At 68.8% G+C, this 24,161-nt stretch carries 28 protein-coding genes; 19 read left to right on the forward strand and 9 right to left on the reverse strand.

Annotated features, from left to right (window positions below):
* Position 1: 1 nt before the first annotated feature.
* Together AAC997_RS07420 and AAC997_RS07425 are read right to left on the reverse strand one after the other, a co-directional pair.
* A complete protein-coding gene (locus AAC997_RS07420) occupies positions 2-319 on the reverse strand; it encodes a hypothetical protein (protein WP_340645054.1) in 318 nt (105 codons plus the stop codon).
* Positions 316-672, reverse strand: coding sequence for a c-type cytochrome (locus tag AAC997_RS07425; protein ID WP_340645055.1), 357 nt, complete (start codon positions 670-672; stop codon positions 316-318). The genes AAC997_RS07420 and AAC997_RS07425 overlap by 4 nt, the downstream gene beginning before the upstream one ends.
* A 131-nt stretch (positions 673-803) precedes the next feature.
* Here AAC997_RS07425 and AAC997_RS07430 point away from each other — a divergent pair, with 131 nt between their 5' ends.
* Entirely contained in the window at positions 804-1,307 is a 504-nt protein-coding gene (locus AAC997_RS07430) for a (2Fe-2S)-binding protein (RefSeq protein ID WP_340645056.1), read from the forward strand.
* Between the two features lie 11 nt (positions 1,308-1,318).
* Positions 1,319-3,505, forward strand: coding sequence for a xanthine dehydrogenase family protein molybdopterin-binding subunit (locus AAC997_RS07435; RefSeq protein ID WP_340645057.1), 2,187 nt, complete (start codon positions 1,319-1,321; stop codon positions 3,503-3,505).
* Here the strand turns inward: AAC997_RS07435 and AAC997_RS07440 are convergent.
* Complete coding sequence (locus AAC997_RS07440) at positions 3,502-4,107, reverse strand: nucleotidyltransferase family protein (RefSeq protein WP_340645058.1); 606 nt, start codon at positions 4,105-4,107, stop codon at positions 3,502-3,504. The genes AAC997_RS07435 and AAC997_RS07440 overlap by 4 nt on opposite strands.
* Before the next feature lie 32 nt (positions 4,108-4,139).
* Between AAC997_RS07440 and moaA the strand changes: the two genes are divergently transcribed.
* The 6 genes from moaA (at position 4,140) to glp (ending at position 8,195) form a co-directional block, all read left to right on the forward strand.
* Complete coding sequence (gene moaA / locus AAC997_RS07445) at positions 4,140-5,174, forward strand: GTP 3',8-cyclase MoaA (RefSeq protein ID WP_340645059.1); 1,035 nt, start codon at positions 4,140-4,142, stop codon at positions 5,172-5,174.
* A 115-nt stretch (positions 5,175-5,289) separates the two neighbouring features.
* Complete coding sequence (locus AAC997_RS07450; RefSeq protein ID WP_340645060.1) at positions 5,290-5,535, forward strand: MoaD/ThiS family protein; 246 nt, start codon at positions 5,290-5,292, stop codon at positions 5,533-5,535.
* A complete protein-coding gene (locus tag AAC997_RS07455; protein WP_340645061.1) occupies positions 5,532-5,987 on the forward strand; it encodes a molybdenum cofactor biosynthesis protein MoaE in 456 nt (151 codons plus the stop codon). The genes AAC997_RS07450 and AAC997_RS07455 overlap by 4 nt, the downstream gene beginning before the upstream one ends.
* Positions 5,984-6,538: a molybdenum cofactor biosynthesis protein B gene (gene moaB / locus AAC997_RS07460; RefSeq protein WP_340645062.1), complete on the forward strand. Its 555-nt coding sequence runs from the start codon at positions 5,984-5,986 to the stop codon at positions 6,536-6,538. The genes AAC997_RS07455 and moaB overlap by 4 nt, the downstream gene beginning before the upstream one ends.
* On the forward strand, positions 6,535-7,005 hold the full coding sequence (gene moaC / locus AAC997_RS07465) for a cyclic pyranopterin monophosphate synthase MoaC (protein WP_340645063.1): 471 nt from the start codon (positions 6,535-6,537) through the stop codon (positions 7,003-7,005). Before moaB ends, moaC begins: the two co-directional genes overlap by 4 nt.
* A complete protein-coding gene (glp, locus tag AAC997_RS07470; RefSeq protein WP_340645064.1) occupies positions 7,002-8,195 on the forward strand; it encodes a gephyrin-like molybdotransferase Glp in 1,194 nt (397 codons plus the stop codon). Before moaC ends, glp begins: the two co-directional genes overlap by 4 nt.
* A 4-nt stretch (positions 8,196-8,199) precedes the next feature.
* On the opposite strand, the gene AAC997_RS07475 is transcribed toward glp, so the two are convergent.
* Together AAC997_RS07475 and AAC997_RS07480 are read right to left on the reverse strand one after the other, a co-directional pair.
* On the reverse strand, positions 8,200-10,065 hold the full coding sequence (locus AAC997_RS07475) for a calcium-binding protein (protein ID WP_340645065.1): 1,866 nt from the start codon (positions 10,063-10,065) through the stop codon (positions 8,200-8,202).
* A 173-nt stretch (positions 10,066-10,238) separates the two neighbouring features.
* Complete coding sequence (locus AAC997_RS07480) at positions 10,239-11,234, reverse strand: XdhC family protein (protein ID WP_340645066.1); 996 nt, start codon at positions 11,232-11,234, stop codon at positions 10,239-10,241.
* Positions 11,235-11,331: 97 nt separating this feature from the next.
* Here AAC997_RS07480 and AAC997_RS07485 point away from each other — a divergent pair, with 97 nt between their 5' ends.
* Entirely contained in the window at positions 11,332-12,204 is an 873-nt protein-coding gene (locus AAC997_RS07485) for a bifunctional regulator KidO (protein WP_340645067.1), read from the forward strand.
* A gap of 44 nt (positions 12,205-12,248) precedes the next feature.
* The gene (locus AAC997_RS07490; RefSeq protein ID WP_340645068.1) at positions 12,249-12,956 is read left to right on the forward strand and encodes an NTP transferase domain-containing protein; all 708 of its coding nucleotides are present in this window, start codon (positions 12,249-12,251) and stop codon (positions 12,954-12,956) included.
* A 28-nt stretch (positions 12,957-12,984) separates the two neighbouring features.
* On the opposite strand, the gene ald is transcribed toward AAC997_RS07490, so the two are convergent.
* Together ald and mtgA are read right to left on the reverse strand one after the other, a co-directional pair.
* Positions 12,985-14,100, reverse strand: a complete 1,116-nt coding sequence (ald, locus tag AAC997_RS07495; protein ID WP_340645069.1) for an alanine dehydrogenase — start codon at positions 14,098-14,100, stop codon at positions 12,985-12,987.
* Between the two features lie 64 nt (positions 14,101-14,164).
* Positions 14,165-14,836: a monofunctional biosynthetic peptidoglycan transglycosylase gene (gene mtgA, locus AAC997_RS07500; protein ID WP_340645081.1), complete on the reverse strand. Its 672-nt coding sequence runs from the start codon at positions 14,834-14,836 to the stop codon at positions 14,165-14,167.
* A gap of 285 nt (positions 14,837-15,121) precedes the next feature.
* On the opposite strand from mtgA, the gene AAC997_RS07505 reads away from it, so the two are divergent.
* A complete protein-coding gene (locus AAC997_RS07505; protein ID WP_340645070.1) occupies positions 15,122-15,784 on the forward strand; it encodes a nitroreductase in 663 nt (220 codons plus the stop codon).
* On the opposite strand, the gene AAC997_RS07510 is transcribed toward AAC997_RS07505, so the two are convergent.
* Positions 15,781-16,749 (reverse strand): WD40 repeat domain-containing protein, encoded by a 969-nt coding sequence (locus AAC997_RS07510; protein WP_340645071.1) that lies wholly within the window; start codon positions 16,747-16,749, stop codon positions 15,781-15,783. The genes AAC997_RS07505 and AAC997_RS07510 overlap by 4 nt on opposite strands.
* A 207-nt stretch (positions 16,750-16,956) precedes the next feature.
* On the opposite strand from AAC997_RS07510, the gene AAC997_RS07515 reads away from it, so the two are divergent.
* Complete coding sequence (locus AAC997_RS07515; RefSeq protein WP_340645072.1) at positions 16,957-17,385, forward strand: biopolymer transporter ExbD; 429 nt, start codon at positions 16,957-16,959, stop codon at positions 17,383-17,385.
* Between the two features lie 190 nt (positions 17,386-17,575).
* Here the strand turns inward: AAC997_RS07515 and AAC997_RS07520 are convergent, their stop codons facing one another.
* Positions 17,576-18,646: a GTP-binding protein gene (locus AAC997_RS07520; RefSeq protein WP_340645073.1), complete on the reverse strand. Its 1,071-nt coding sequence runs from the start codon at positions 18,644-18,646 to the stop codon at positions 17,576-17,578.
* A gap of 116 nt (positions 18,647-18,762) precedes the next feature.
* On the opposite strand from AAC997_RS07520, the gene dmeF reads away from it, so the two are divergent.
* The 7 genes from dmeF to obgE all read left to right on the forward strand — a co-directional run.
* Positions 18,763-19,686 carry a CDF family Co(II)/Ni(II) efflux transporter DmeF gene (dmeF, locus tag AAC997_RS07525; protein ID WP_340645074.1) on the forward strand — a complete coding sequence of 308 codons (924 nt, stop codon included), beginning with the start codon at positions 18,763-18,765 and terminating at the stop codon, positions 19,684-19,686.
* Positions 19,687-19,719: 33 nt separating this feature from the next.
* Positions 19,720-21,054, forward strand: a complete 1,335-nt coding sequence (locus AAC997_RS07530; RefSeq protein ID WP_340645075.1) for a serine hydrolase — start codon at positions 19,720-19,722, stop codon at positions 21,052-21,054.
* 114 nt (positions 21,055-21,168) lie between these two features.
* Positions 21,169-21,651: a 50S ribosomal protein L21 gene (gene rplU, locus AAC997_RS07535; protein ID WP_340645076.1), complete on the forward strand. Its 483-nt coding sequence runs from the start codon at positions 21,169-21,171 to the stop codon at positions 21,649-21,651.
* Between the two features lie 32 nt (positions 21,652-21,683).
* Positions 21,684-21,953 carry a 50S ribosomal protein L27 gene (rpmA, locus tag AAC997_RS07540; protein ID WP_215343333.1) on the forward strand — a complete coding sequence of 90 codons (270 nt, stop codon included), beginning with the start codon at positions 21,684-21,686 and terminating at the stop codon, positions 21,951-21,953.
* A gap of 137 nt (positions 21,954-22,090) precedes the next feature.
* Positions 22,091-22,621, forward strand: a complete 531-nt coding sequence (locus AAC997_RS07545) for a GNAT family N-acetyltransferase (RefSeq protein ID WP_340645077.1) — start codon at positions 22,091-22,093, stop codon at positions 22,619-22,621.
* Between the two features lie 165 nt (positions 22,622-22,786).
* Positions 22,787-23,359 carry a biotin transporter BioY gene (locus AAC997_RS07550; RefSeq protein WP_340645078.1) on the forward strand — a complete coding sequence of 191 codons (573 nt, stop codon included), beginning with the start codon at positions 22,787-22,789 and terminating at the stop codon, positions 23,357-23,359.
* On the forward strand, positions 23,356-24,161 hold an 806-nt coding region (gene obgE, locus AAC997_RS07555; protein ID WP_340645079.1), incomplete at its 3' end, for a GTPase ObgE. The genes AAC997_RS07550 and obgE, both read left to right, overlap by 4 nt.

Below are 24,161 nucleotides of genomic sequence, written 5' to 3' on the forward strand. Positions count from 1 at the left end.
CCTAGCCGGTTCTGCAGTTCCGGTAGGGCCCGGCCGGCGCCCCGTCCAGGTTGGCCGACGCGCCCTTCGTCGTCAGGGTGACACCGCCGGCGGCGAAGACGGGATCGCCCTTTTTCTTCCTCACCTGGCGCAGGGTGGTGGTTTGGCCGCCGGCGGTGACCCGCACGATCCGGCCGTCCAGGGCGTAGGACGCCACGAAGCGCTTCCCAGCGCCGCAGGCATAGGTCATGGGCGCGTCGCTGGCGTCCTCCGGGGCCACGGAGGCGCAGCCGGTCAGGGCGAGCCCCGCGGCCAGGGCCAGCCAGGGGGCGAGTTTCATTTCAAGCCCTTCAGATAGGCCGCCACCGCGGCGCGGTCGGCGGGGTTGGCGACACCGGTCATCATCTTGGTCCCGGGCGCGAACTTGGTCGGGGAGGCGAGGAACGCCTCGAGATTGGCGTCTGTCCAGGCCATCGACGACTTGGCGGTCAGGCCGGCCGAATACTTGAAGTCAGACAGACCCGCGATCTTGCGGCCCGAAACCCCGGCCAGGCTGGGGCCCATCGGCGTGCTCGTGGCGCCGTGACAGGTCTTGCACTGGAACTGGAAGGTCTTGGCCCCGTCGGCGGCCAGGGCGGGCGACCCCGTCAGCAGGCCCGCAAATGCGAGAATGGCGAGAACACGGCGTGTCATGAAAACCCTCCGGAGACGTCGACCCCCTAACTAGCGCGTCACGACGAGCCCCGCCACGACGGCGACATTTACCGCGACGACTAAACGACGTTAAGATGCGATTTGAAGCTCATTCGGGGAGGGACAGACCCATGGCCATGACACTGGACGTGAACGGCAAACCGTTGGCGGTGAAGGCGGCCCCCGACACGCCCCTGCTCTGGGTGCTGCGCGACGAGCTGGGCCTGACCGGTTCCAAGTTCGGCTGCGGGATCGCCCAGTGCGGCGCCTGCACAGTGCTGGCCGACGGTCAGCCGATCCGCGCCTGCGCCATGCCCATCGAGGGGCTGGCCGGCGTGAAGATCACCACCATCGAAAGCCTGGGAGGGAACCACCCCCTGCAGCAGGCCTGGGTGAAGCACGACGTGCCCCAGTGCGGCTACTGTCAGTCAGGCCAGATCATGAGCGCCTCGGCCCTGCTGGCAGCCAAACCCAACCCGACGGACGCCGACATCGACGCGGCGATGGACGGGAACATCTGCCGCTGCGGGACCTATCAGCGCATCCGCGCCGCCATCAAGGACGCCGCGGGGATGGCGACGGCCGCCCCCGCCTCGGCCGCCGTCGCGGCGCCCGCCGCCCCGGCCACGAACTAGGAGCGGACCCCATGAACAAGATCCTCTCCCGCCGCGAAACCCAAGGCGCCACCCGGCGCGACCTCGTTGTCGGCGCAACACTTGTCGGCGGCGCCCTCCTGGTTGGCTGCTCTCCTGGCGACCTGCTCAGCGTCGGCGCCAAGGAGGACTTCGGGGCCTTCGGACCCTTCATCAAGATCGGCGCCGACGGCGCGGTGACGGTGATCTCCAAGCACATCGAATTCGGCCAGGGCAACCATGCGGGCCTGGCAGCCATTGTCGCCGAGGAGCTCGACGCCGACTGGACAAAGGTCAAGGTCGAGCAGGCGCCCGCCATCGCCAAGGTCTACGCCAACACCGGCATGGGGGTGCAGGGCACCGGCGGCTCCTCAGCCATCTCCAACTCCTGGAACCAGCTCCGCCAGGCCGGCGCGGGCGCCAAGGCGATGTTCGTCGAGGCCGCCGCCAACAAGTGGAATGCGCCCGCCGGCGAGATCACCGTCAAGGACAGCGTCGTCAGCCACGCCAAGAGCGGCAAGTCGGCCACCTTCGCGCAGCTGCTGCCCGAGGCGGGCAAGGTGACGCCGCCCAAGGCGCCGGTCCTGAAGGATCCCAAGACCTTCACCCTGATCGGCTCCGACCGCGTGCGCCGCAAGGACTCCCAGGCCAAGAGCGATGGCACCGCCCGCTTCACCCAGGACGTCCAGCTGCCCGACATGCTGGTGGCCATGGTCGCCCACGCGCCGCGCTACGGCGCCAAGGTGGGAAGCTTCGACGCCGCCGAGGCCAAGAAGGTCGCCGGCGTGGTGGAGGTCTACCAGATCCCCACCGGCGTCGCCGTGGTGGCGCAGAACACCTGGGCCGCCCGCAAGGGCCGCGAGGCCCTGAAGGTGACCTGGGACGAGAGCGGCGCCGAAAAGGCCAGTTCCGACAACATGGCCGCCAATTACCGCCAGTGGGCGGCGGGCAAGGGCAAGCTTCCGGAAAAGACCGAGTGGCAGGCCTTCGAGACCAAGGGCGATGCGTCAAAGAAGATCCAGGGCACGATCTTCGAGACCACCTACGACTTCCCGTTCCTGGCCCACGCGGCCATGGAGCCCATGAACTGCGTGGCCCAGGTCGGCGCCGGCAAGGCCAAGCTGACCTTCGGTTCGCAGATCCCCACCGTGGACCAGCTCAACACCGCCAAGATCGTCGGCATGCTGCCGGGCGCGGTGGAGATCGAAACCCTGTTCGCCGGCGGCTCCTTCGGCCGCCGCGCCAACTTCCAGTCGGACTATGTCGCCGAGTGCGTCGAGATCGCCAAGAAGGTCGGCAAGATGCGGCCGGTGAAGCTGGTCTGGACCCGCGAGGACGACATGGCGGCGGGCTACTTCCGCCCGCTCACCCATCACGCTTTGAAGATCACCGTCGACAAGGAGGGATACCCGGTTTCCTGGCGCCACCGCGTGGTCACCCAGACCCTGATGAAGGGCTCGCCCATGCCCACCAAGGGCGTCGACGAGACCACCGTCGAGGGAACCAAGGGGTCGCCCTATCTGAAGGCCACCCCGGTGGTGGACGCCCAGGTTCTGATGCCTGATGTCGGCATTCCGGTGCTGTGGTGGCGCTCGGTGGGGGCGACCCATACCGCCTTCGTCATGGAGCACACCATCGACCAGTTGGCCCGCAAGGCCGGCAAGGACCCGGTGGCCTATCGCCGGACCCTCTATGAGAAGGCCGGCGCCACCCGCCACCTGGCGGTGCTGAACCTCGCCGCCGAGAAGGCGGGCTGGGACAAGCCCGCACCCGCCGGCTGGTCGCGCGGTATCGCCGTGCACGAGAGCTTCGGCACCCTGGTCGCCCAGGTGGCCGAGGTGAAACTGGTGGACGGCCAGCCCAAGGTCGGCCGCGTGGTCACCGCCGTCGACTGCGGTGTCGCCGTCTCCCCCGACCAGATCGCCGCCCAGATGGAAGGCGGCATCTGCTACGGCCTGTCGGCGGCCTTGTACGGCAAGGTCAGTCTGAAGGACGGGGTGGTCGAGCAGACCAACTTCGACACCTACCGGGTGCTGCGCAACTCCGAGGCCCCGAGCGTGGAGACCTATATCCTCCCCTCCGGAAACGCCCCGTCCGGCACCGGCGAACCCGGCACTCCGGTGATCGCGCCGGCCGTCGCCAACGCCCTGCTGGCCCTCAACGGCCAGGCCACCACCAGCCTGCCCTTCGTGAAGGCCTAGGACTTCAGGTCGGCCGGTTGGTCCACGTCGAACAGCACTCCGTCGTCGGGGGCCTCGACCAGGACCAGCCGGTCGCCCAGGTTCTGCAGCAAGGCGCGGGCCCCGGCGTCTCCCGTCAGAGTCAGCAACTGCGAGATCATGGCCGCGCCGATCACCGCCGGGTGGCCGCGCTTGCCGCCGAAGGTCGCGGCCGCCGCCGGAGCCCCGTCGCGCACCGCCTGGGCCAGGGGCTCCAGCACCGAGAGCGGGATGCGCGGCATGTCGCCGAGGAAGATGAACACGCCCGCGGTGTCCGCCGGCAGGGCGGCGGCCGCCCGGCGCAGGGAGGCCCCCATGCCCTCGGCGTGATCGACGGCGTGGACGATCTGCAGGCGCTCATACTGGCCGGCCTGTCGGGCGTGGGCCATCACCACCGCGCCCACCCGGCTGGGATCCGACCCCGTGACGACCGTCACGCCGCGCACCGGGCCTGAGAAGGCCGCGCGCAGAGCGCCGTCCAGCAGCACCCCATCACCGTAGGGCGCCAGCAGCTTGCCGCCGCCGAACCGGGTCCCGGCGCCCGCCGCCAGAACGATCGCCTCGAATCCGCCAACCCCTGTCACCCGACCGCGTTCCTCTCTATGTTAGGCGCAGCATGACGCCCTATGACGACGCCCCTTCGCAAGCGACTTCGCGGCCAGCCCTGATCGACGGGTTCGGGCGGACCGTGACCTATCTGCGGGTCTCGGTCACCGACCGCTGCGACCTGCGCTGCGTCTACTGCATGGCCGAGCACATGACCTTCCTGCCCAAGGCGGAGGTCCTGACCCTGGAGGAGCTCGATCGCATCGCCACGGGCTTCATCCAGCTGGGGGTCCGCAAGCTGCGCATCACCGGCGGCGAGCCTCTGGTTCGCAAGGGAGTGATGGGTCTGATCGAAAACCTGTCGCGCCATCTGAAGTCCAGGGCGCTGGACGAGCTGACCCTGACCACCAACGGCACCCGGCTGACCGAGTTCGCGGGTGACCTGGCCCGGTTCGGCGTGCGCCGCATCAATGTCTCCATGGACACCCTGAAGCCCGACCTGTTCCGCAAGCTGACCCGGGGCGGGGACCTGTCCAAGGTCATCGCGGGCATCGACGCGGCCCTGGCGGCCGGCATCGCGGTGAAGGTCAACGCCGTGGCCCTCAAGGACGACAACGCCGCCGAGCTCCCCGACCTGATCGCCTGGGCCCACGCCCGCGGCGCCGACATGACCCTGATCGAGGCCATGCCCTTGGGCGAGATCGAGGTCGACCGCACCGACCAGTTCCTGTCGCTGAAGGACGTGCGCCGCGGGCTGGAAAGCTTCTGGACCCTCACCGACTCAGACCACGTCACCGGCGGCCCGGCCCGCTATGTGACGGTCGAGGAGACCGGCGGCCGCCTGGGCTTCATCACCCCGCTCAGCCACAATTTCTGCGAAGCCTGCAACCGGGTACGGCTGACCTGCACCGGCACCCTGCACACCTGCCTGGGCCGCGAGGACGCCAGCGACCTGCGCGCCGTCATCCGCGCCGGCGCCGACGAGGCGGGCCTGGAAGACGCCATCCGCCTGGCCGTGGACGCCAAGCCCGAGGGACATGATTTCCAGATCGTGCGATCCTCCGCCCCCGCCGTCGCCCGGCACATGTCCACCACGGGCGGCTAGAGCATGTCAGGCGCAAGTGGAAACCGGTTCGCCGCTCGGACATGCTCTAGATTCAAAGAGATAGACCCTCTTTACCCGATCAGGTTGAGTCAACCTGATCCGGAGAGGGTCTAGCGTGGCCAAGGTCCTGCTGTTCGGGCGCCTGAGCGACATCGCCGGCTGGCGCGAGCGCACCCTCGATCCCCTGCCCACTTCCCTGTCGGCCCTGCGCGCCCAGCTCTGCGCCGAGGACGAAAGCCTGGCCGAGGCCCTGTCGGCCCCCGGCGTCCAGGTGGCCCTCGACCAGGCCATCGTGCGCGGGGACGCCGCCCTCACCCCCCGCTCCGAGGTGGCCTTCCTGCCGGCCATGAGCGGCGGATGATCGCCCTCATCGACCAACCCTTCGAACCCGGCGCCCTGCTGACCGAATTCAGCAAGGGCCGTACCGAGACCGGCGCCGTGGCGACCTTCACCGGCCTGGCGCGGGCCGAACAGGGGGCCACCACCATCCTGGAGCTGGAGGCCTATCCTGGCTTCACCGAGAGCGAGATCAGCCGCATCGCCGACGGCGCCCGCGAGCGCTTCGCCCTGGATGATTTCTCCATCGTCCACCGCGTGGGCAAGATCGCACCCGGCGAGGCCATCGTCTTCGTGGCCACGGCGGCGGGCCACCGCCGTGCGGCCTTCGAGGCCTGCGATTTCCTGATGGACTACTTGAAGAGCCGGGCTCCCTTCTGGAAGAAGGAGACCGGTCCCGACGGCCAGGCGCGCTGGATCGAGCCCAAGCCGCAGGACCACGCCGACATCGCCCGCTGGGAGGAACCCACCCCATGAACGCCCCTGTCCTTAGCCCCGGCGGTCACATCGACGAGAAGCTGCAGATCGTGCCGGTCCGCGTCGCCGTACTCACCGTCTCCGACACCCGCGACGAGGAAAGCGACACCTCCGGTCACGTCCTGGCCGAGCGCGTCACCGGCGCGGGCCACGAACTGGCCGCCAAGGCCATCGTCCGCGACGACGTCGATCAGATCCGAACCCAGGTGAAGGCCTGGGTCGCCTCGGGAACCGTGGACGCCATCATCACCACCGGCGGCACCGGCATCACCGGCCGCGACGTGACGCCCGAAGCCGTCGAGCCGCTGTTCGACAAGAAGATCGACGGCTTCTCGGTGGTCTTCCACCTGGTCAGCTACCAGTCGGTGGGCCTGTCCACCCTCCAGAGCCGCGCCACGGCCGGCCTGATCGGCGGGGTCTTCGTCTTCTGCCTGCCAGGCTCCAACGGGGCGGTGAAGGACGGCTGGGACAAGGTCATCTCAGCCCAGCTCGACAGCCGCCATGGCCCCTGCAACATGGTCGAGCTGATGCCGCGCCTGCTCGAGAAATGAGCCGCCTGACCCACATCGACGAGACCGGGCGCGCCAACATGGTCGACGTCTCGGCCAAGGCGGTCACCGCCCGCGAGGCGGTCGCCGAGGGCTTCGTGCGTATGTCGGCCGACACCCTGGCGCTCGCGCTCTCCGGCGACGCCAAGAAGGGCGATGTGCGGGCCACCGCCGAGATCGCCGGGATCATGGCGGCCAAGAAAACCGCCGACCTGATCCCACTCTGCCACCCGCTGGCGCTCTCAAAGGTCGAGGTCCGGGTCGAGCCCGGCGAAGGGGGCCTGGCGGTCACCGCCCGGGTCCGCACCACCGGCCAGACCGGGGTGGAGATGGAGGCGCTCACCGCCGTCTCCGTCGCCTGCCTCACCGTCTACGACATGCTGAAGGCCGCCGATAAGGCCATGACCATCGAGGCCGTGCGCCTGATGGAAAAGTCCGGCGGCAAGTCCGGCGACTGGAAGCGTCCGTGAAACTGCTGAGCGTCGAGGCCGCGCGGTCCGCCATTGTGGCGGAGGCCACCCCCCTGCCGGCCGAGACTATAGCCTTGCAGAGCGCCAACGGCCGGGTGCTGGCCGAAGATGTCGCCGCTGTCCGCGCCCAGCCCCCCTTCACCAACTCCGCCATGGACGGCTGGGCCGTACGGTCCGCCGAGACGCCGGGCGCGCTCGCCATCGTCGGTGAGAGCGCGGCGGGCCATGGCTATGAGGGCGCGCTCGCCCCCGGCCAGGCCACCCGTATCTTCACCGGCGCGGCCCTGCCGGGCGGCGCCGACAGTGTGGTGATCCAGGAAAACGCTACGCGCGACGGCGACCGGGTCACTGTTCCCGCCGCCGCGCCCGGCGACAATATCCGCGACGCGGGCAAGGACTTCCGGGCGGGCGAGGTTCTGCTCACCAAGGGGACCCGCATCGACCCCTGGCGCCTGTCGCTGGCGGCCTCGGCCGGCCGAGCCGAGGTCAGCGTCCACCGCAAGCTCCGCGTCGCCATCCTCTCCACCGGCGAGGAGATCGTCGAGGCGCCGGCCAAGCCAGGGCCCTTCCAGATCTACGACTCCGGCTCACCCGCCCTGAAGGTGATGTGCGAGGCCTGGGGCGCGGAGGCCTCCAAGCTCAGCGGCATCCGCGACCAGCTCGACGCGGTGATCGCGGCGATGCGGGCCGCCGAAGCCGACCTCATCGTCACGGTGGGCGGCGCCTCGGTGGGCGACCACGACCTGGTCCGCGCCGCCGCCGAGGCCCTGGGCATCCAGTACCGGGTGGAAAGCGTCGCGGTGCGCCCCGGCAAGCCGACCTTCTTCGGTGTCCTGGCCGACGGCCGACGGCTGCTAGGCCTTCCCGGCAACCCGGCCTCGGCCTTCGTCTGCGCCGAGCTGTTCCTCAAGCCCCTGATCGCCGCCTATTGCGGCGCGCCGCATCAGCCCCGCATGACCAGCGCTCGCCTGGCCGAGCCGCTGGCCGCCAACGGCCCCCGCGAACACTGGATGCGCGCCAAGCTGACCTATGCGGACGGCGCCATCACCGCCCACCCATATCGCGACCAGGACTCGTCCCTGGTGAGCGTCTTCGCCGCCGCCGACGCCCTGCTCAAGCGGCCGGCCGGCGCCCCGGCCTGCGCCGCCGGGGACCTCGTCGAGGTGCTGGCGCTGGACCGGGCAGGCTGACCGCCTAGAGGATGAAAACACCGTCGCTGGCGCCGCCATGCTCAAACCAAAGACTAGCGTCGGCGACTCGGTCGCCGTTTACGTCGAACTGCACAAGGTACATGTCCTTCTCGGCGATATAGTTCTCGATGATCTCGCCCGCTCGGCCCGTGAAATCCGTATGGGGTGTCGCTCCCTGCTGTCCCGCGACAAATGTGAAGGCCAGAAACGCTTGATTGCCCGCCGTGGTCGTATCGGCGTCGATGGCAGACAGATCGATTCGATCGAAATCATTGACGGAACTGAATACGTCGGCGCTCGCGCCATTGCCGAGTTCCGCGAGGCTGCGGAACACGAACACGTCAGGTCCGCCACGTCCGTCAAAATGATTGGTCGCGGTGCTCGCGGCGATCGTGTCGGAATAATGCGTCCCGTTGACCCCTTCGACCGAGGACAAGATCACTGAGTGAGTCGCGTCGACATATTGGCGGCCAGTATTGGCGAGATCGATCACGATCCCATGCAGCGGGTCAGGACCGCTCCCGTCCTCATAATTGATGGTGTCGAACCCCTCGCCGCCCGCAACGATCACATCAGGTGAATGGTCGGGGAAGAACCAGTCGTTCCCGGCGCCGCCGTCCAGCACATCGTGGCCATCTATTCCGGCGCTAAGGTTGTCGTCGCCGTCGCCGCCGTAGATGTAGTTGTCGGCGGCGCTGCCGATCAGGATGTCGCTATACGCGCTCCCATGTACGTTCTCGATGGAAACCAAGCTGTCTGCGCCGTGGCCATCGGCGATTTGCAGATCGAGCATGACGATTACACCGCCGACGATGCCATCGTCGTAGCTCACCGTGTCGATGCCGGCCCCGCCGTCGATGGTGTCATTGCCCGCGCCGCCAACGAGGACATCGTTGCCGCCGCCGCCCGACAACAGGTCGAAGCCGCCGCCGCCGCTGATGGAATTGTTCCCGCCATCGCCGGCGATCGTATCGGCATAGCTACTGCCGATCACATTTTCGATCGCAACCAGCACATCATGCCCATGACCATCGGCGACCAGGTTCAACAGGGAGACCGTCACGCCGCCCGCGACGCCGTCATCGAAGCTGAAGGTGTCGATGCCGTCGCCGCCGAGGACGTAGTCATCGCCCGCGCCGCCGACCAGCAGGTCGTTCCCCGCGTCGCCGTCGACATAGTCAGCGCCGCCCGCAGCCACGATGGTGTCGGCGCCCGCGCCGCCGAACAGGTAGTTATCGAGGTCATTCCCGACGATGCTGTCGGCGTCGCCGCTGCCGTAGACGCCCTCGATCGAGACCAGGCTGTCGTGGCCGTGACCGTCGGCGGTCTGGGTGATCAGCGACACCACGACCCCGCCCGCGACGCCGTCGTCGAAGCTGACCGTGTCGTCGTTCGCGCCACCGTCGATGGTGTCGTTGCCCGCGCCGCCGGCCAGGAAGTCGTCGCCGCCCCGACCGTAGAGCTTGTCGTCGCCGTCGCCGCCGAAGATGTAGTTCGCGCCTGCCGTCCCGCTGAGGGTGTCGCCGTAGGACGAGCCGTAGACATATTCGATGGAGACCAGGGTATCGATCCCGGCGCCCAGGGTGTTCTGAGCCGTGGTCAGCGCCAGGTCGACCTTCACCCCGGAGGTGGCGTCCTCGTAGCCGGCCCAGTCATTGCCCGTGCCGCCGTCGATGCGGTCATTGCCCGCGTCACCCATCAGGTAGTCGTCATTGGCGCCGCCGGAGAGGGTGTCATTGCCGGAGCCGCCGGTCAGGACGTCCTCGCCCGCCAGGCCGGAGAGAGAGTCGTCGCCGCCCAGGCCATACAAAGTGTCGGCGCCCGCGCCGCCCGTCAGCTTGTCCTTGCCAGACCCACCCGTAAGAAACATGACCCCTCCCACACCGGCTTGAATGCCGAGGGGCGCAACCTAAGGGTGGCGCCGGCCGCGCCAATCGCGCGCAACCGGCAGGCGTCGAGTTAAGCTTAAGCGACTCGGCGAGACGGGAGTTTCCGTTAAGGAGTCAGGGTTTCGATGGCGTCTCCGGCCAAGCTTCGCCGAATTCAGGCGTCGGCCTTGTCGCGCTTGGACACCGGTTCGCGGGGCGTCGCCGGCGCGCGGGCATGGCGCAGGGCCATGATCTCGCCGATCACCGAGACCGCCACCTCCCAGGGCGCCTTGCCGCCGATGTCCAGGCCGATGGGAGCGTGGACGCGGAGCAGGACGTTCTCCGGAACCCCCGCCGCGCGCAGGGGGGCCAACCGCTCGGGCAGGCGCTTGCGCGCGCCCAGCAGACCGACATAGCCGGCCTGCGACGGCAGGGCGGCGGCCAACGCCGTGCGGTCGGTCTCCAGATTGTGGGTGGCGATGGCGATGGCGGTCCAGGCGTCGGTCCCGATGGCGGCCAGCGCCACCTCGGGCTCGGAGCGGAGATAGGCCACCCCGGCGACGGGCGGTCCGGCCTCCGGGCCCTTGGGCCGGACCAGGGTGGTCTCGAACCCGCTCTGAGCGCCCAGCTGGCTGATGGCCAGGGCCGTGGGGTCGGAGCCGAACACCACCAGGCGCGGGGTGGGGTCGTAGCGGCGCAGGATGGCGCCCTCCCAGGCGGTGTCGGCGCCGGGCTCCCCGCAGAGCCGCTTCACCCCATCGCTGATCCAGACGGCGGGGCGACGCTGCGCCTGGGCGGCCAGCAGTTCGGCCAGGGCGGGGTCACCCGCCGGGACCCGCTCCAGGAAAATCTCGATGCGCGCGCCGCATAGCAGCTGGATGTCGGGCCAGGGGCTGCCCTCGCCATAAATCAGTCGTCGGGGCTGTCCGTCCTCGAGGCAGGCAGCCGCATGATCGGCGATATCGCTCTCGACACAGCCGCCTGAAAAATATCCGCAGACGATGCCGTCGGCGAAGACCATCTGGGTTCCGACCGGGCGCGGTCCCCCACCCTCCACCGCCACCAGGGTGGCCAGGGCAAGTGGTTGATTTTGTTGTGCTGCCTCGCGCAAAGCGGGGCGCACGTCCTCGGCCATGCCGAACAATGGCCACTCGGGCAGGGGTTCTCTCATGCGCTTGAGCTTAACCCCCGTGAAAGGTTCCAGACACCGCTTCTTTAGGCCTTGCCCCCTAAATGGGCACTCCTAAGTCTCGCAACCAGCGTTGTTCATGACGTCTCCGCTTTCCAAGCTCGGTCTCGGCTCCGGCCAGTTCGCCCTCGAACAGGCGAGCCTGCGTGGGCGCCCGCCTCAGGCCGAGGTGCGGGACATCCTGGACATCGCCGCGCGCACTCAGCTTGCCGTCTTCGATGTGGCCGGCCGTTCGCCCCAGGTGGAGAGCGTGCTGGGGGACATCATGCCCCGGCCCAACCCTTTCAAGATCTCGATCTCCACCGTCCGCGCCGATCGCGGCCCCGACTTCGTGGAGGCCGAGGCCCGCGCCACCCTACGCCGCCTGGGCGTGGAGCAGGCCGACGCGATCCTGGTGCCCTCGGCCACCGACCTGTTCGGCCCGCACGGCCTGGCCCTGTGGGACCGCCTGAAGGCCTTGAAGGACCAAGGTCTCACCCGGAAGATCGGCGTCTCGGTCTTCGCCTCCGACGATCCGCTGGGCGTGGCCCGCCGGTTCCGTCCTGACATCATCCAGGCCCCGGCCTCCCTGCTCGACCAGCGCCTGCTGATCGACGGAACGCTCGCGGCCCTGACCGGCATCGGCATCGAGGTGCACCTGCGCTCGATCTTCCTGTCGGGCCTGCTGTTCCTGCCCGCCGACCGGGCCCCCAACCACCTGAAGGAAGCCGCCAGCCGGATTTCGCGGGCCCGCCGGCTGATCGCCGAGGGTCGGTCTGATCCGCTGCAGGCGGCCCTGGGCTTCGCCCTGTCCCGTCCCGAAGCCGCCGCCGTCCTGGTGGGCGTCACCACCGCGGCCGAGCTGAACGCGGTGATCGCCGCGGCCTCCAGCCCGCCGCCCGACCTCGACTGGGACGACATGGCGATCAATGACCCGGTCGCCCTTGACCCCCGCGCCTGGGCCGCCGCTTAAAGGGTAAGCGGCCCCCGGCCACGGCTCAAAAGGAGCCAGCCGCCATGATCCTCGCGATCCTCCAAGCCCGGATGACCTCCCCCCGCCTGCCCGGCAAGGCCATGGCGCCCCTACGCGGCGAGCCCATGATCCTGCGCCAGGTCGAGCGGATCCGTCAGGCCCGCTGCCTTTCCAAGCTGATCGTGGCCACCAGCGACGAGGCGCTTGATGACCCGATGGCCAGCTTCCTGGTCTCCCGCGGCCAGACCGTATTCCGGGGCGCCTCGGAGAACCTCACCCGCCGGTTCATGCGCTGCGTGGAGGCCGCCGGCCCGGTCAGCCATGTGGTTCGCATCAAGGGCGACTCCCCCTTCGTCGACCCCGGCGTCATCGACGAGACCATCCGCCTGGCCCTGGCCACCGGAGCCGCCTACGCCTCCAACCGCGTGCAGCGCAGCTTCCCCAAGGGTCTCGAGGTCGAGGTGGTCACCGCCCAGGCGCTCACCCGCACCGCCGCCGAGGCCGATGAGGCGACGGCCGCCGGGACCTCGCCCCTGGCCCAGATCCGCGCCCGGCCCGAACGCTATCCCCAGGCGCACTGCCTGGCGCGGCGCGACTGGTCGGCGCTGGACTGGAGGGTGAAGACGCCCGCCGACATGGCCTTCGCCAACGGCGTCTACGGCGCCCTGCACGCCGACGACCCGGCCTTTGGCCTGGAGCAGGTGCTGGGCGTGCTTCAGGGCCGCCAGGACCTGGCCCGCTGGGCGGCGTGACTCAGCAACCGCTCATCGCGGCGGAGATTTAAGCCGCCCACGCCCCGTAGGCATCATTGAACGACTTGCCCAAGGCCTGCGCCACCGCCGGGTGGGTGATCTGGCCCTTCAGAACATTCAGCCCCTTGGCCAGGTGCTTGTTGGCCGCCAAAGCCTCCAGCCCCCTGTCGGCCAGGGCCAGTCCGAAGGGCAGGGTCGCGTGGCCCAGGGCCTCGGACGAGGTGCGCGGGGCGGCGCCCGGCATATTGGCCACGCAGTAATGCACCACCCCGTCGATCGTGTAGGTGGGGTGGAGGTGGGTCGTGGGCTTTGAGGTTTCGAAACAGCCGCCCTGGTCGATGGAGACGTCCACCAGCACCGAGCCAGGCTTCATCCGCGACAGGTGCTCACGGCGCACCAGGGTCGGGGCCGCCGCGCCGGCGCTTAGCACCGCGCCGATCACCACGTCGGCCTTCAGCACCTCCTCCTCCACCGCGTCGAGGGTGGAGTACCGGGTGAGGATCCTTCCTAGGAACATGTCGTCCAGAACCCGCATCCGGGGGATGGAACGCTCCACCACCACCACCTCGGCGCCGAGGCCGGCGGCCATGCGCGCGGCGTTCATGCCCACCACCCCGCCGCCCAGCACGCAGATCCGCGCCGGGGGCACACCGGGCACGCCGGAGAGTAGCAGGCCCATGCCGCCATTGTGCTTCAGCAGGGTCTCGCCGGCCGAGAACACCGCGATCCGACCCGCCACCTCCGACATCGGGGCCAGCAACGGCAGGCCGCCGTTGGCGTCGGTCACCGTCTCATAGGCGATGGCCGCCGCGCCCGAGGCCAGCAGGCCCTCGGTCTGGGCGGGATCGGGCGCCAGGTGCAGGTAGGTGAAGAGGATGTGTTGCGGCGTCAGCCGGCCCCACTCTGCGGCCTGGGGCTCCTTGACCTTGATGATCAGCTGGCATCCCGCGAACACCGCGTCGGCATCGGGGGCGATCTTCGCCCCGGCGCGGACATAGGCGTCATCGGCGTAGCCGGCGCCCTGGCCGGCGCCGGTCTCCACCAATACCTCATGGCCGTGGACGACATATTCGCGGACCGCCGTGGGGGTCAGCCCCACGCGATACTCGTCCGCCTTGATCTCGCGGGGCACGCCGACGCGCATAGCTGTCTCCCTGATGCGAATTTCATTCGCTTAGGGCACGAGTTGGGGGCTTAATTTTGTTCCGTCAACCCAGGACGCAGCTCGCCATCCCCTCGCGGCGGACGGCGCCGGCGGCCTTGTCGATGCGGCCCGAGCGGCGTTTCACATAGGGTCCCGGCTTGGCGGCGCGCCATTTCAGCGGGCTGGGCAGGATCGCCGCCAGCCGGGCGGCCTGGGCCGGGGTCAGCCGGTCGGCGCCGACGCCGAAGTTCTTGAGCGCCGCGGCCTCCGCGCCATAGATCCCCGGGCCCCACTCCACGCTGTTGAGATAGACCTCCATGATCCGCCGCTTGCCCCACAGCCCCTCGATCAGGACGGTGAAATAGGCTTCCAGGCCTTTGCGGACATAGGATCGAGCGGGCCAGAGGAAGATGTTCTTGGCGGTCTGCTGGCTGATGGTCGATCCGCCCCGCACCCGCTTGGAGTTTTCGTTGTGGGCCAGGGCCTTCTGCATGGCGCCGAAGTCGAAACCGCGATGGGCGCAGAACTTGGAGTCCTCGGCGGCGATCACCGAGCGCACCAGCCGCGGAGATATGTCGTCCAGGGACCGCCACTTGCGGTCGAAGCCGCGCCCCTCGAACGCCCGCTCCACCATCAGATAGGTGATGGGCGGCGGGATCAGCCGATAGGCGGCGGTCACCAGCACCGGCCCGATCAGGCCGAACACCAGCACCAAACTGACCACAGTGCGTCCCACACGGGCCCAGGCGCTGCGCTTGCGCGACGGGTCCTGCAGGATCTCGATCGGCGGGGCGTCGCCACGGTCGTCCACCGACCGGGGCTTCTCGTTGAGCGAGATGTCGTCCCAGGACCTGGCCAGATTCTCCCAGCCGCCGGACGCCTCGCGCGTGAGGCGCAGGCCGTCGTCCTTGTCGGAACCGGGGGTCGTGTCGCTCAAGTTCGCGGGCCCTTGCCTTGACCTAAGGCGCCAGTGCTAGCGATGGAGAGCAATGGGTCAAGCCGCCGCACGTGAGGAGCGCAGATGAACGTCACCGAAGCCGTCGCCAGGCGAATTTCCGTCCGCGCCTTCAAGCCCGACACCCCGCCCGCCGCGACCGTGCGCGAGATCCTGGAGCTGGCCGCCCGCGCGCCCTCCGGCGGTAACCTCCAGCCTTGGCGACTCTACGCCCTGGCCGGCGAGCCCCTGGCCGAGCTGAAAGCCCAGGTGGCCGCCAATCCCTTCGGTGAGACCCCGGAATACGACGTCTATCCGGCCAGCCTCTGGGACCCCTTCCGCACCCGCCGCTTCCAGAATGGCGAGGATCTCTACGCCGCCATCGGCATCCCCCGCGAGGACAAGCCCGCCCGCCTGCGCCAACTGGCCAAGAACGGCGAGCTGTTCGGGGCGCCCGTGGGCCTGTTCTTCTGTCTCGACCGCAAGCTGGGCCCGCCCCAGTGGTCGGACCTGGGGATGTTCATGCAGACCGTCATGCTGCTGGCTGTCGAGCGCGGCCTCGACACCTGCGCCCAGGAATACTGGGCCCGCTATCCCAAGCTGGTGGGGGACCTGGTGGGGATGCCCCAGGACCACATGCTGTTTTCCGGCATGGCGCTCGGCTGGCGCGATGACACCCACCCCATCAACACCCTGCGCTCGGCCCGCGACGCCTTCGACACCTGGGCCGAGCTCAAGGGGTTCGACTAGGCGAGGTCGAAAACCCCGGCGCCGCCTTCTTCATCGCCCCAGGCCACGCGCTTGCCGTCGGCGGTCATGGCCAGGGCCGAGATCGGCGGGCCCTTTTCGGCTTTCAGCATGTCGATGGCCTGGTTGGAAAGGTCGCACATCCACACCCGGCCGTCGTCCAGCCCCGCCGCCACCCGGTTGCCCACCGGCGTCCCGGCGACGCGGTTGACCATCGCGCTCTCGTCGAAGCCCACCTCGGCCGCCTGCTTGCCGAGCGGTCCGGCCGAGCCGGTGAAGGGCCAGATGACCACGCCGTTGGCGCCGGAGGTGGCCAGCATCTGGCCCTTGTAGAGGAAGGCCAGGCTCTTCACCTTGGCGGGATAGCCGCCCATCTTCAGGTTCTTCTCGTCGGCCACCCGCCAGCCGTGCAGCTGGTTTTCCTGCATCGAGCTCATCAGGAACTTGCCGTCAGGGCTGAAGGCCAGAGCCACATGGCTGCCGGCCCACTTCAGCACCATGGGCTTCTGCTCGGCGATACGGGCGTACCAGAGCCAGGCGCCGTTATAGGTGGCCGTGGCGATCCGCCGCCCCTTGGGATCGAAGGCCACGTCGGCCACCGATTTCTCGTGGACGAAGACCCGGGCGAATGCCGGGTCGCCCGCGTCGCGGACGTGCAGTTCCTTGCCGGCGGCGAAGGCGATCAGCTTCGACTCAGCCGAAGCCGCCACCGACTCGATCCAGCGACCGGGGATACTGGCGATCTTGGCGACCTCGGCGCCGCGCGACCACACCACCGCCCCGTCATCGCCCCCGGTCAGAATCCCGTCGCCGCTGGGATGCAGGCACGCCGACAGCGCCACGCCCTTGTGGGCGGCGGCGGTCTCTCCGCCCTCGAATCGGACCGTGCCGTCGCCGAGCGCGAAAGCCGCCTTGCCGTGGCGGTCGAAAAGGGCGGCGGTGACATAGGCGTCGTAGGACATGCTCATGCGGGCCTCTTAACCGCCAAACACTGGTCTTGGCGAGACATCGGGCGCCGGTAAATCTCGCCCGGCGCGAGAGCATCTCAGGCAGCGCTTGGCCTTGGCCGACGCTGGACGGCGGTTCGGGCTTTACAATCCCGATTTGATTGGCGAAGGGTGTCCAGACTGTGGATGGGCGCGACGTCATACGCGCCCCTAGGGAAGGAATTGCATATGGGTGCGAAGCTGGGCGGCGGAGGCGGCGGCAAGTTCGACCTCGGCCAAAACAGCGACATCAACGTCACGCCCTTCGTGGACGTGATGCTGGTGCTCCTCATCATCTTCATGGTGTCGATCCCCGCCGCGACGGTGTCGATCAAGCTCGACCTGCCGCCGGCGATCCCGCCGCCCGAAGGTCAGAAGGTGGAAGAGCCGACCCTGATCAACATCCAGGTGGCCGGCCTCTATATCGGCGACAAGCCCACCACCCTCGACACCCTGCCGGCCGATCTGGCCCGGGTCCTGGACAAGCCCAACCCCACCGAGGAGCGCGTCTATATCCGTGCCGACCGCACGGTGCGCTACGGCCAGTTCATGGAGGTGATGAACTCCCTGCAGGGCAACGGCTACTTCCAGGTCGCCCTGATCAACGAAGACCTCTAGGTCCTCGACCCGAACAAGGAAAAGCCCGCCCAGGGAAACCCGGGCGGGCTTTTTCATGCGCCACTCCCTGCCCTTCATGGGGAGAGGGAAAGATCGCGAAGCGATCAGGGCTGGGGGAGTCTTGCCGGTGCGCCCCACCCGTCCGGCGTTCCGTCGTCCACCCTCTCCATGAAGGGAGGGAGATTTCCTCTTACGCCGCGCAGGCCTCGAAACCGGCCCGCAGCGCGCCTTCGTCCAGGTTTCGGCCGATGAACACCATGCGGCTGAACCGGTCGTCGCCGTCCTTCCACTCCCGCTGGAAGTCGCCCTCCAGGATCATGTGAACCGCCTGGAACACCAGCCGGCGCTCGTCCCCCGCCACGTCCAGGATGCCCTTGGCCCGCAGGATGTCGGGCCCCTGGTCGGCCAGCAGCTGGTTCAGCCAGGTGGTGACCCGCTGCCCGTTGATCGGCTTGCGAAGAGTCAGCGAGATTCCACGGATACCGGCCGCGGCCGCATGGTCCTCGTGCGCATGAGCGCCGTGATCGTGCTGAGAATGGTCGTGATCGTGATGATCGTGATCATGGTCGCAGTCCTCGTCATGCACGTGGCCGTCTTCGCCATGCGCGGGGTTCAGGAACTCAGGCAGGATGTCGGTGATGCGGGCCAGGTCGAAGCCGCCGCGGCCGAGAATGGCGTCCAGCGGCACGTTGGAGCGCTGCGCCCGGTGGATCGGGGCCAGCGGATTGATCCGCCGGATGGCGGCCTCCACGGCCTTCAGTTCGTCAGCGGTCACCAGGTCGGTCTTGTTCAGCACGATCTGATCGGCGAAGGCGATCTGCTCGACGGCCTCTCTGGAATCGGCCAGCCGCAGAGGCAGGTGCTTGGCGTCCACGACGGTGGTGACGCTGTCGAGCTCCGTCTTGGCCTTCACGTCGTCATCGACGAAGAAGGTCTGGGCCACCGGGCCGGGATCGGCCAGGCCCGTGGTCTCCACGATGATCGCGTCAAAGCCGCCCTTGCGCTTCATCAGTCCCGAGAGCACCCGGATCAGGTCGCCGCGCACCGTGCAGCAGACGCAGCCGTTGTTCATCTCGAACACTTCCTCATCGGCGCCGACGATCAGGTCGTTGTCGATGCCCACCTCGCCGAACTCGTTGACGATCACGGCGTAGCGCTTGCCGTGGTCCTCGGTGAGGATGCGGTTGAGCAAGGTGGTCTTGCCGGCGCCGAGGTAGCCGGTGAGGACGGTGACAGGGGTCTTGGCGTTCATGGGCCTCATCTAGTCATTGTCAGGGCCGGATGGAACAGGCGACGACAACGCGATCGCTTGACCGCAAGGTAGTGTTATAGAATAACATCGATCCACTCCCGCTCCCTCATTATATACAGGCGCCCGTGACCACCGCCGACCCCCCCGCTTCCGAGCCCATGGACGCCTTCCGCGGCGACCGGGTCTATCTGGGCGCCGATCACGCCCGCAACGAGCGGCGGACCTGGCTGGTTGCGGCCATCTGCCTGGCGACCCTGGCGGCCCAGATCATCGGCGGGCTGCTGTTCCATTCGATGGCCCTGGTGGCCAATGGGCTCCATATGGGCGCCCACGTCGCCGCCCTCCTGGTGGCCGCCGGCGCCTATGCGGTGGCGAGGAGCTATGCCGCCGATCCGCGCTTTTCCTTCGGCACCGGGAAGCTGGGCTATCTGGCCGGCTTCGCCAACGCCGCGGTGCTCGGCATCACCGCCCTGCTGGTCGCCATGGAGAGCTTCGGTCGGTTGCTGGCGCCGGAAGCGGTGGCCTATGACGGCGCCCTTCCGCTCGCCGCCGGCGCCCTGGCGGTGAACCTGGTCTGCGTCTGGCTGTTGAGGCCCGGCCCCAGCCACGCCCATGATCGCGACGGCGACCTCAACCTCTCGGCGGCGCACCTGCACCTGGCCGGCGACGCGGTGATCTCCGCCCTGGCCATCGCCGGTCTCGCCGCCGGCCGGTATCTGGGCTGGAGCTGGACCGACCCCGTGGCCGCCCTGGTGGGCGCGGGCCTGCTGGCTCACTTCGCCTGGCGGCTGCTCAGCCGCACCGGCGCCGTGCTGCTCGACGTCAATCCCAGCCCCGAACTCACCGCCGAGATCCGTGGCCGCCTGGAAAGCGACGGCGACCGGGTGCTGGACCTGCATCTCTGGCGCCTAGGCCCCGGCCACCACGCCGCCATCATCGTTATCAGCGCGGCCGATCCGCAGGCGCCGCAGGCCTATCGCGCACGGCTCGCCGGCCTGGCGGGGCTCAGTCACGTAACTGTGGAAGTCCGCGACCACAGGACGGCTTGACCAGAGTCGGCGGATCAGCCTTTTCAAGGTCTGATGAATCAAGGGCTTGAGCAGCTGCGGGCTTGGGGCCGGTCGGGCGTGGACGACGTGTCCGACCTCGGCGTCTGGCTGCTTGTCACCAGCCTCCGCGCCTTGACCTGGGTCGAGGACCGCACGGCGCAATGGCCCCAGGCCAGCCGCGATTTCCTCTTCGACACCCGCATGTTCTGGGCCGCCCGATGGCGACCGGCCTCGGCCCTCGCCGTTCTGGGGGGACTGGCCCTCCTGGGCGGTGTCTATGTGAGCGCTGGCGCCCCCGCGAAAGCGCCGCCCCCCACGATCCTGGCCGCTGGAACTGGCGCGCCGCGGCCCCACATCGCCCCGCGGCCAAAGCCCGGCCCGCCGCCGGAGGCCCTGCAGAAGCGACTCGATGAACTGGCGGCGGGATACCGCGAGACCGTGGGCATCGCCGTGGCCGACTGCAGCGAAGGCTGGATGGCCCAGGTGGCCGGCGACGACGCCTTCCCCCAGCAGAGCGTGTCCAAGCTCTGGGTGGCCATGACCACCATGGACGCCCTCGACCAGGGAAAGCTCAGCCTGGACCAGGGGGTGTTCCTGGGGCCGCAGGACCGCAGCGTCTTCTTCCAGCCCATCTCCCACAAGATCGGGGCCACCGGCTATGCGACCACCCTGCGCGACCTGGTGCGCCGGGCCCTGATCGAGAGCGACAACGCCGCCAACGACAAGCTGCTGGCCGAGGTGGGCGGGGTCGACGCCGTGGCCGACATGCTGGCGCGCAAGAACCTCACCGGCATCCGCATGGGCGCCGACGAGAAGAACCTGCAGGCCAAGATCGCCGGCCTGACCTGGAGCCCGGAGATGGGCATCGGCGGCGCCTTCAAGGACGCTCGGGCCCGCCTGCCCGACTCGGTCCGCGACGCCGCCATGGCGGCCTATCTGGAGAACCCCCTGGATGGCGCGACCCCGGCGGGGCTGGCGACGGCCCTGGTGGCCCTGAAGCGCGGCGAGCTGCTGTCACAGGAATCGACCGACACCTTCCTGGCCACGATGTCGGAGGCCCGCACCGGCCCCCGCCGCCTGAAGGGCGGCCTGCCCTCGGGCTGGACCATCGCCCACAAGACCGGCACCGGGCAGGACTGGCGCGGCGGATCCATCGGCATCAACGATGTGGCCGTGCTCACCGCCCCAGATGGCCGCGCCTATGCCGTGGTGGTTCTGATGAAGCGCACCACCAAGCCGATCCCCGCCCGCCTGGCCTTCATGCAGCAGGTCTCCAAGGCCGTCGTGACCAGCTGGGAGAGCGAACGCGACGACGCCCGCAAGACCCTCGCCAGCCTTCGCCCCGGAGAGTCTTCCGGAGGGCGCTGAATCCACAGCGGCTTCCGTTGACTTGGCGGGGGTCGTCTGTATAAGTCCGCGCCTTCGCACGCAGGACCTTCCCGCGGGCGTGATCCTTTTTTGCTAAAGTCCAAGGCGCGAACGATGTACGCGGTGATCAAAACCGGCGGTAAGCAGTACCGGGTTCAGGCGGGCGACCTTCTCGTCGTCGAAAAGCTTGAAGGTGAGCCGGGCGCCAATGTGGCCTTCGGCGACGTCCTGATGCTGGGCGATGGCGAGACCATCACCCTGGGCGCCCCGATCGTGGAAGGCGCCACCGTCAGCGCCACCCTGATCGAGACCCGCAAGGGCCTGAAGGTGAAGATCTTCAAGAAGCGCCGTCGTCAGGGCTATCGCCGTACCCGCGGCCATCGCCAGCACGAGAGCGTCCTGCGCGTCACGTCCGTGGCCGGCGCCGGCAAGACCGAGAACTGGGACGGCGTGGTGGACATGACCACCAAGGCCGTGCTGAACGCCCGCGCCCGCAACCTGAAGCTGGAAGAAGCCGCGACCGCCAAGGCCGCGCTCTCCGCCGAAAAGGCTGCCGCGCCGAAGAAGGCCGCCGCCAAGAAGCCCGACGCCGAATAAGCGTCGGATCAAGACAAGTTTAGGAGACCACAATGGCTCACAAGAAATCAGGCGGTTCATCCCGCAACGGCCGCGACTCAGCCGGCCGTCGTCTCGGCGTGAAGAAGTTCGGTGGCGAAGCTGTCGTCGGCGGCAACATCATCATCCGTCAACGCGGCACCAAATTCTTCGCCGGCGTGAACGTCGGCATGGGACGTGACCATACCCTCTTCGCCACCGCCGACGGCGCTGTGCAGTTCGTCACCAAGCGCGACGACCGCACCTATGTGAACGTGGTGGCTGCCGAGACCAACGCCAGCTAGGCGGAACCTCTCTTCTCCGGTTCCGCCCCGACGATCAGTCAGGCGGACCGGACGCAATCCCGAAAAGCGGGAGTCCGGAACGCCGGGCTCCCGCTTTTTCTGTTTCAGGGCCCCGTCAGAGGGCTGGGAGGTTCAAGATGTGCGCCATTCAGATCGAACCCGTCATCGAGACGCAGCGGTTGCGGCTGCGCCGCGCCCGGATGACCGACGCCCCGCGCATGGCCAAGCTGCTCAACGACCGGGAGCTGGCCCGCATGACCCACGCCATCCCCCACCCCTATGGGCTGGAGGACGCGCAAGCCTATCTGGCCCAGGCGGACATCGCCGATCCCGACGACGCGGCCCTGTTCGTCATCGATCACCCGGAGCAGGGGCCGATCGGGGCGGTGGGCTTCGACAGCGTGAACGGCGCACCGGAGATGGGCTATTGGATCGGTCGTCCGTTCTGGGGCCTGGGCTTCGCCACCGAGGCCGCCAAGGGGGCCCTGGTCTGGGCCAACGAGACCTGGAAGCGGCGCTACGTCCTGGCGCGCCACTTCTCCGACAACCCGGCCTCGGCCTCGGTGCTCTGCAAGGCCGACTTCCTCTACACCGGGGAGGTTCGGCTCTCGCCCTCGGTCGCCCGCGGCGAGGCCGTCCCCTCGCGGATGATGGTCTGGCTGGCGTGAGTTTACGGCGCTCGCGTGGTAGAGCCTTTTAGGATCAGATCCTTCATCTGATCCGTTGAAAAGGCTCTATTCCAAGAGGGTAGAGCGCGCCGGACGGGCTAACCGGCTTCCACTTAACCCTCGCGCGCTCTATGGCGGGCGCCGAACCTCACTGGACCTGTGTTTTTGACCGCCGCCGCCACCTTCAAAGCGCCCCTGGACGCCCTGCTCGCAGGGCGGCCCTTGGCGTGGCGGGTCGGCGCCGTCCTGGCGGGAAGCTGGCTGCTGGCCGCGTCCTCCTGGGCCGAAATCCCCATGTACCCCGTGCCCATGACCCTGCAGACCTACGCCCTGCTGGTGATCGCGGGCCTGTCGGGCCTGCGCCTCTCACTCGAGATCGTCTTCGTCTGGCTGGCCCAGGCCGCCATGGGCCTGCCCGTGCTGGCCGGCGGCGCGAGCGGGGTCGAGGCCCTGGTGGGCCCCACCGGCGGCTACCTGGCGGGCTTCCTCGCGGCCGCCGGCCTGGTGGGCTGGCTGGGCGCCCGGCCTCGTGGCCGCGACTGGCTGCCGCTGACGGTGAGCTTCCTCCTGGCCCACGCGGTCGTCCTGCTGTTGGGCTTCGCCTGGCTCGCCTCCGGACTGGGGGCCAAGGCCGCCTTCGTCGGTGGCGTCGCGCCCTTCCTCGCGGGCGCTTTCTTGAAAACCCTATTGGCCGTCGCGACCGTGAAGCTCGCGGGCGACCGGATCCTGACCCGATGAAATTCCTCGACCAGTGCAAGGTCTTTATCCGCTCCGGCAACGGGGGCGGCGGCGCCGTCTCCTTCCGGCGTGAGAAGTATATCGAGTACGGCGGCCCCGACGGCGGTGACGGCGGCCGCGGCGGCGACGTCTGGATCGAGGCCATGGACGGCCTCAACACCCTGATCGACTTCCGCTACAGCCAGCACTTCAAGGCCGACACCGGCACCCACGGGATGGGCCGCAACCGCCACGGCGCGGCGGGCGAGGACATCGTCATGAAGGTCCCCGTCGGCACCCAGGTGCTGGAGGAGGACAAGGAAACCCTGATCGTCGACATGGACACCGCCGGCCAGCGGTTCCTGCTGGCCAAGGGCGGCAACGGCGGCTGGGGCAATGACCGCTTCAAGAGCTCGATCAACCAGGCCCCCTACCACGCCAATCCGGGCCAGGAGGGCGAGGAGCGCTGGATCTGGCTGCGACTGAAACTGATCGCCGATGTGGGCCTGGCCGGCCTGCCCAATGCCGGCAAGTCCACCTTCCTGGCCGCCGCCAGCGCCGCCAAGCCGAAGATCGCCGACTATCCCTTCACCACCATCCACCCCAATCTCGGCATCGTGGATCTGTCTCCCAGCGAACGCTTCGTCCTGGCCGACATCCCCGGCCTGATCGAGGGCGCCTCCGACGGCGCCGGCCTCGGGACCCGCTTCCTCGGCCACGTGGAGCGCACCGCGGTGCTGATCCATCTGATCGACTCGACACAGACCGACGTCGTCGAGGCCTGGAAGACCGTGCGGCATGAGCTGGAAGCCTATGGCGAGGA

The organism is Phenylobacterium sp., from assembly GCF_037968635.1.
Taxonomy (GTDB): Bacteria; Pseudomonadota; Alphaproteobacteria; order Caulobacterales; family Caulobacteraceae; genus Phenylobacterium.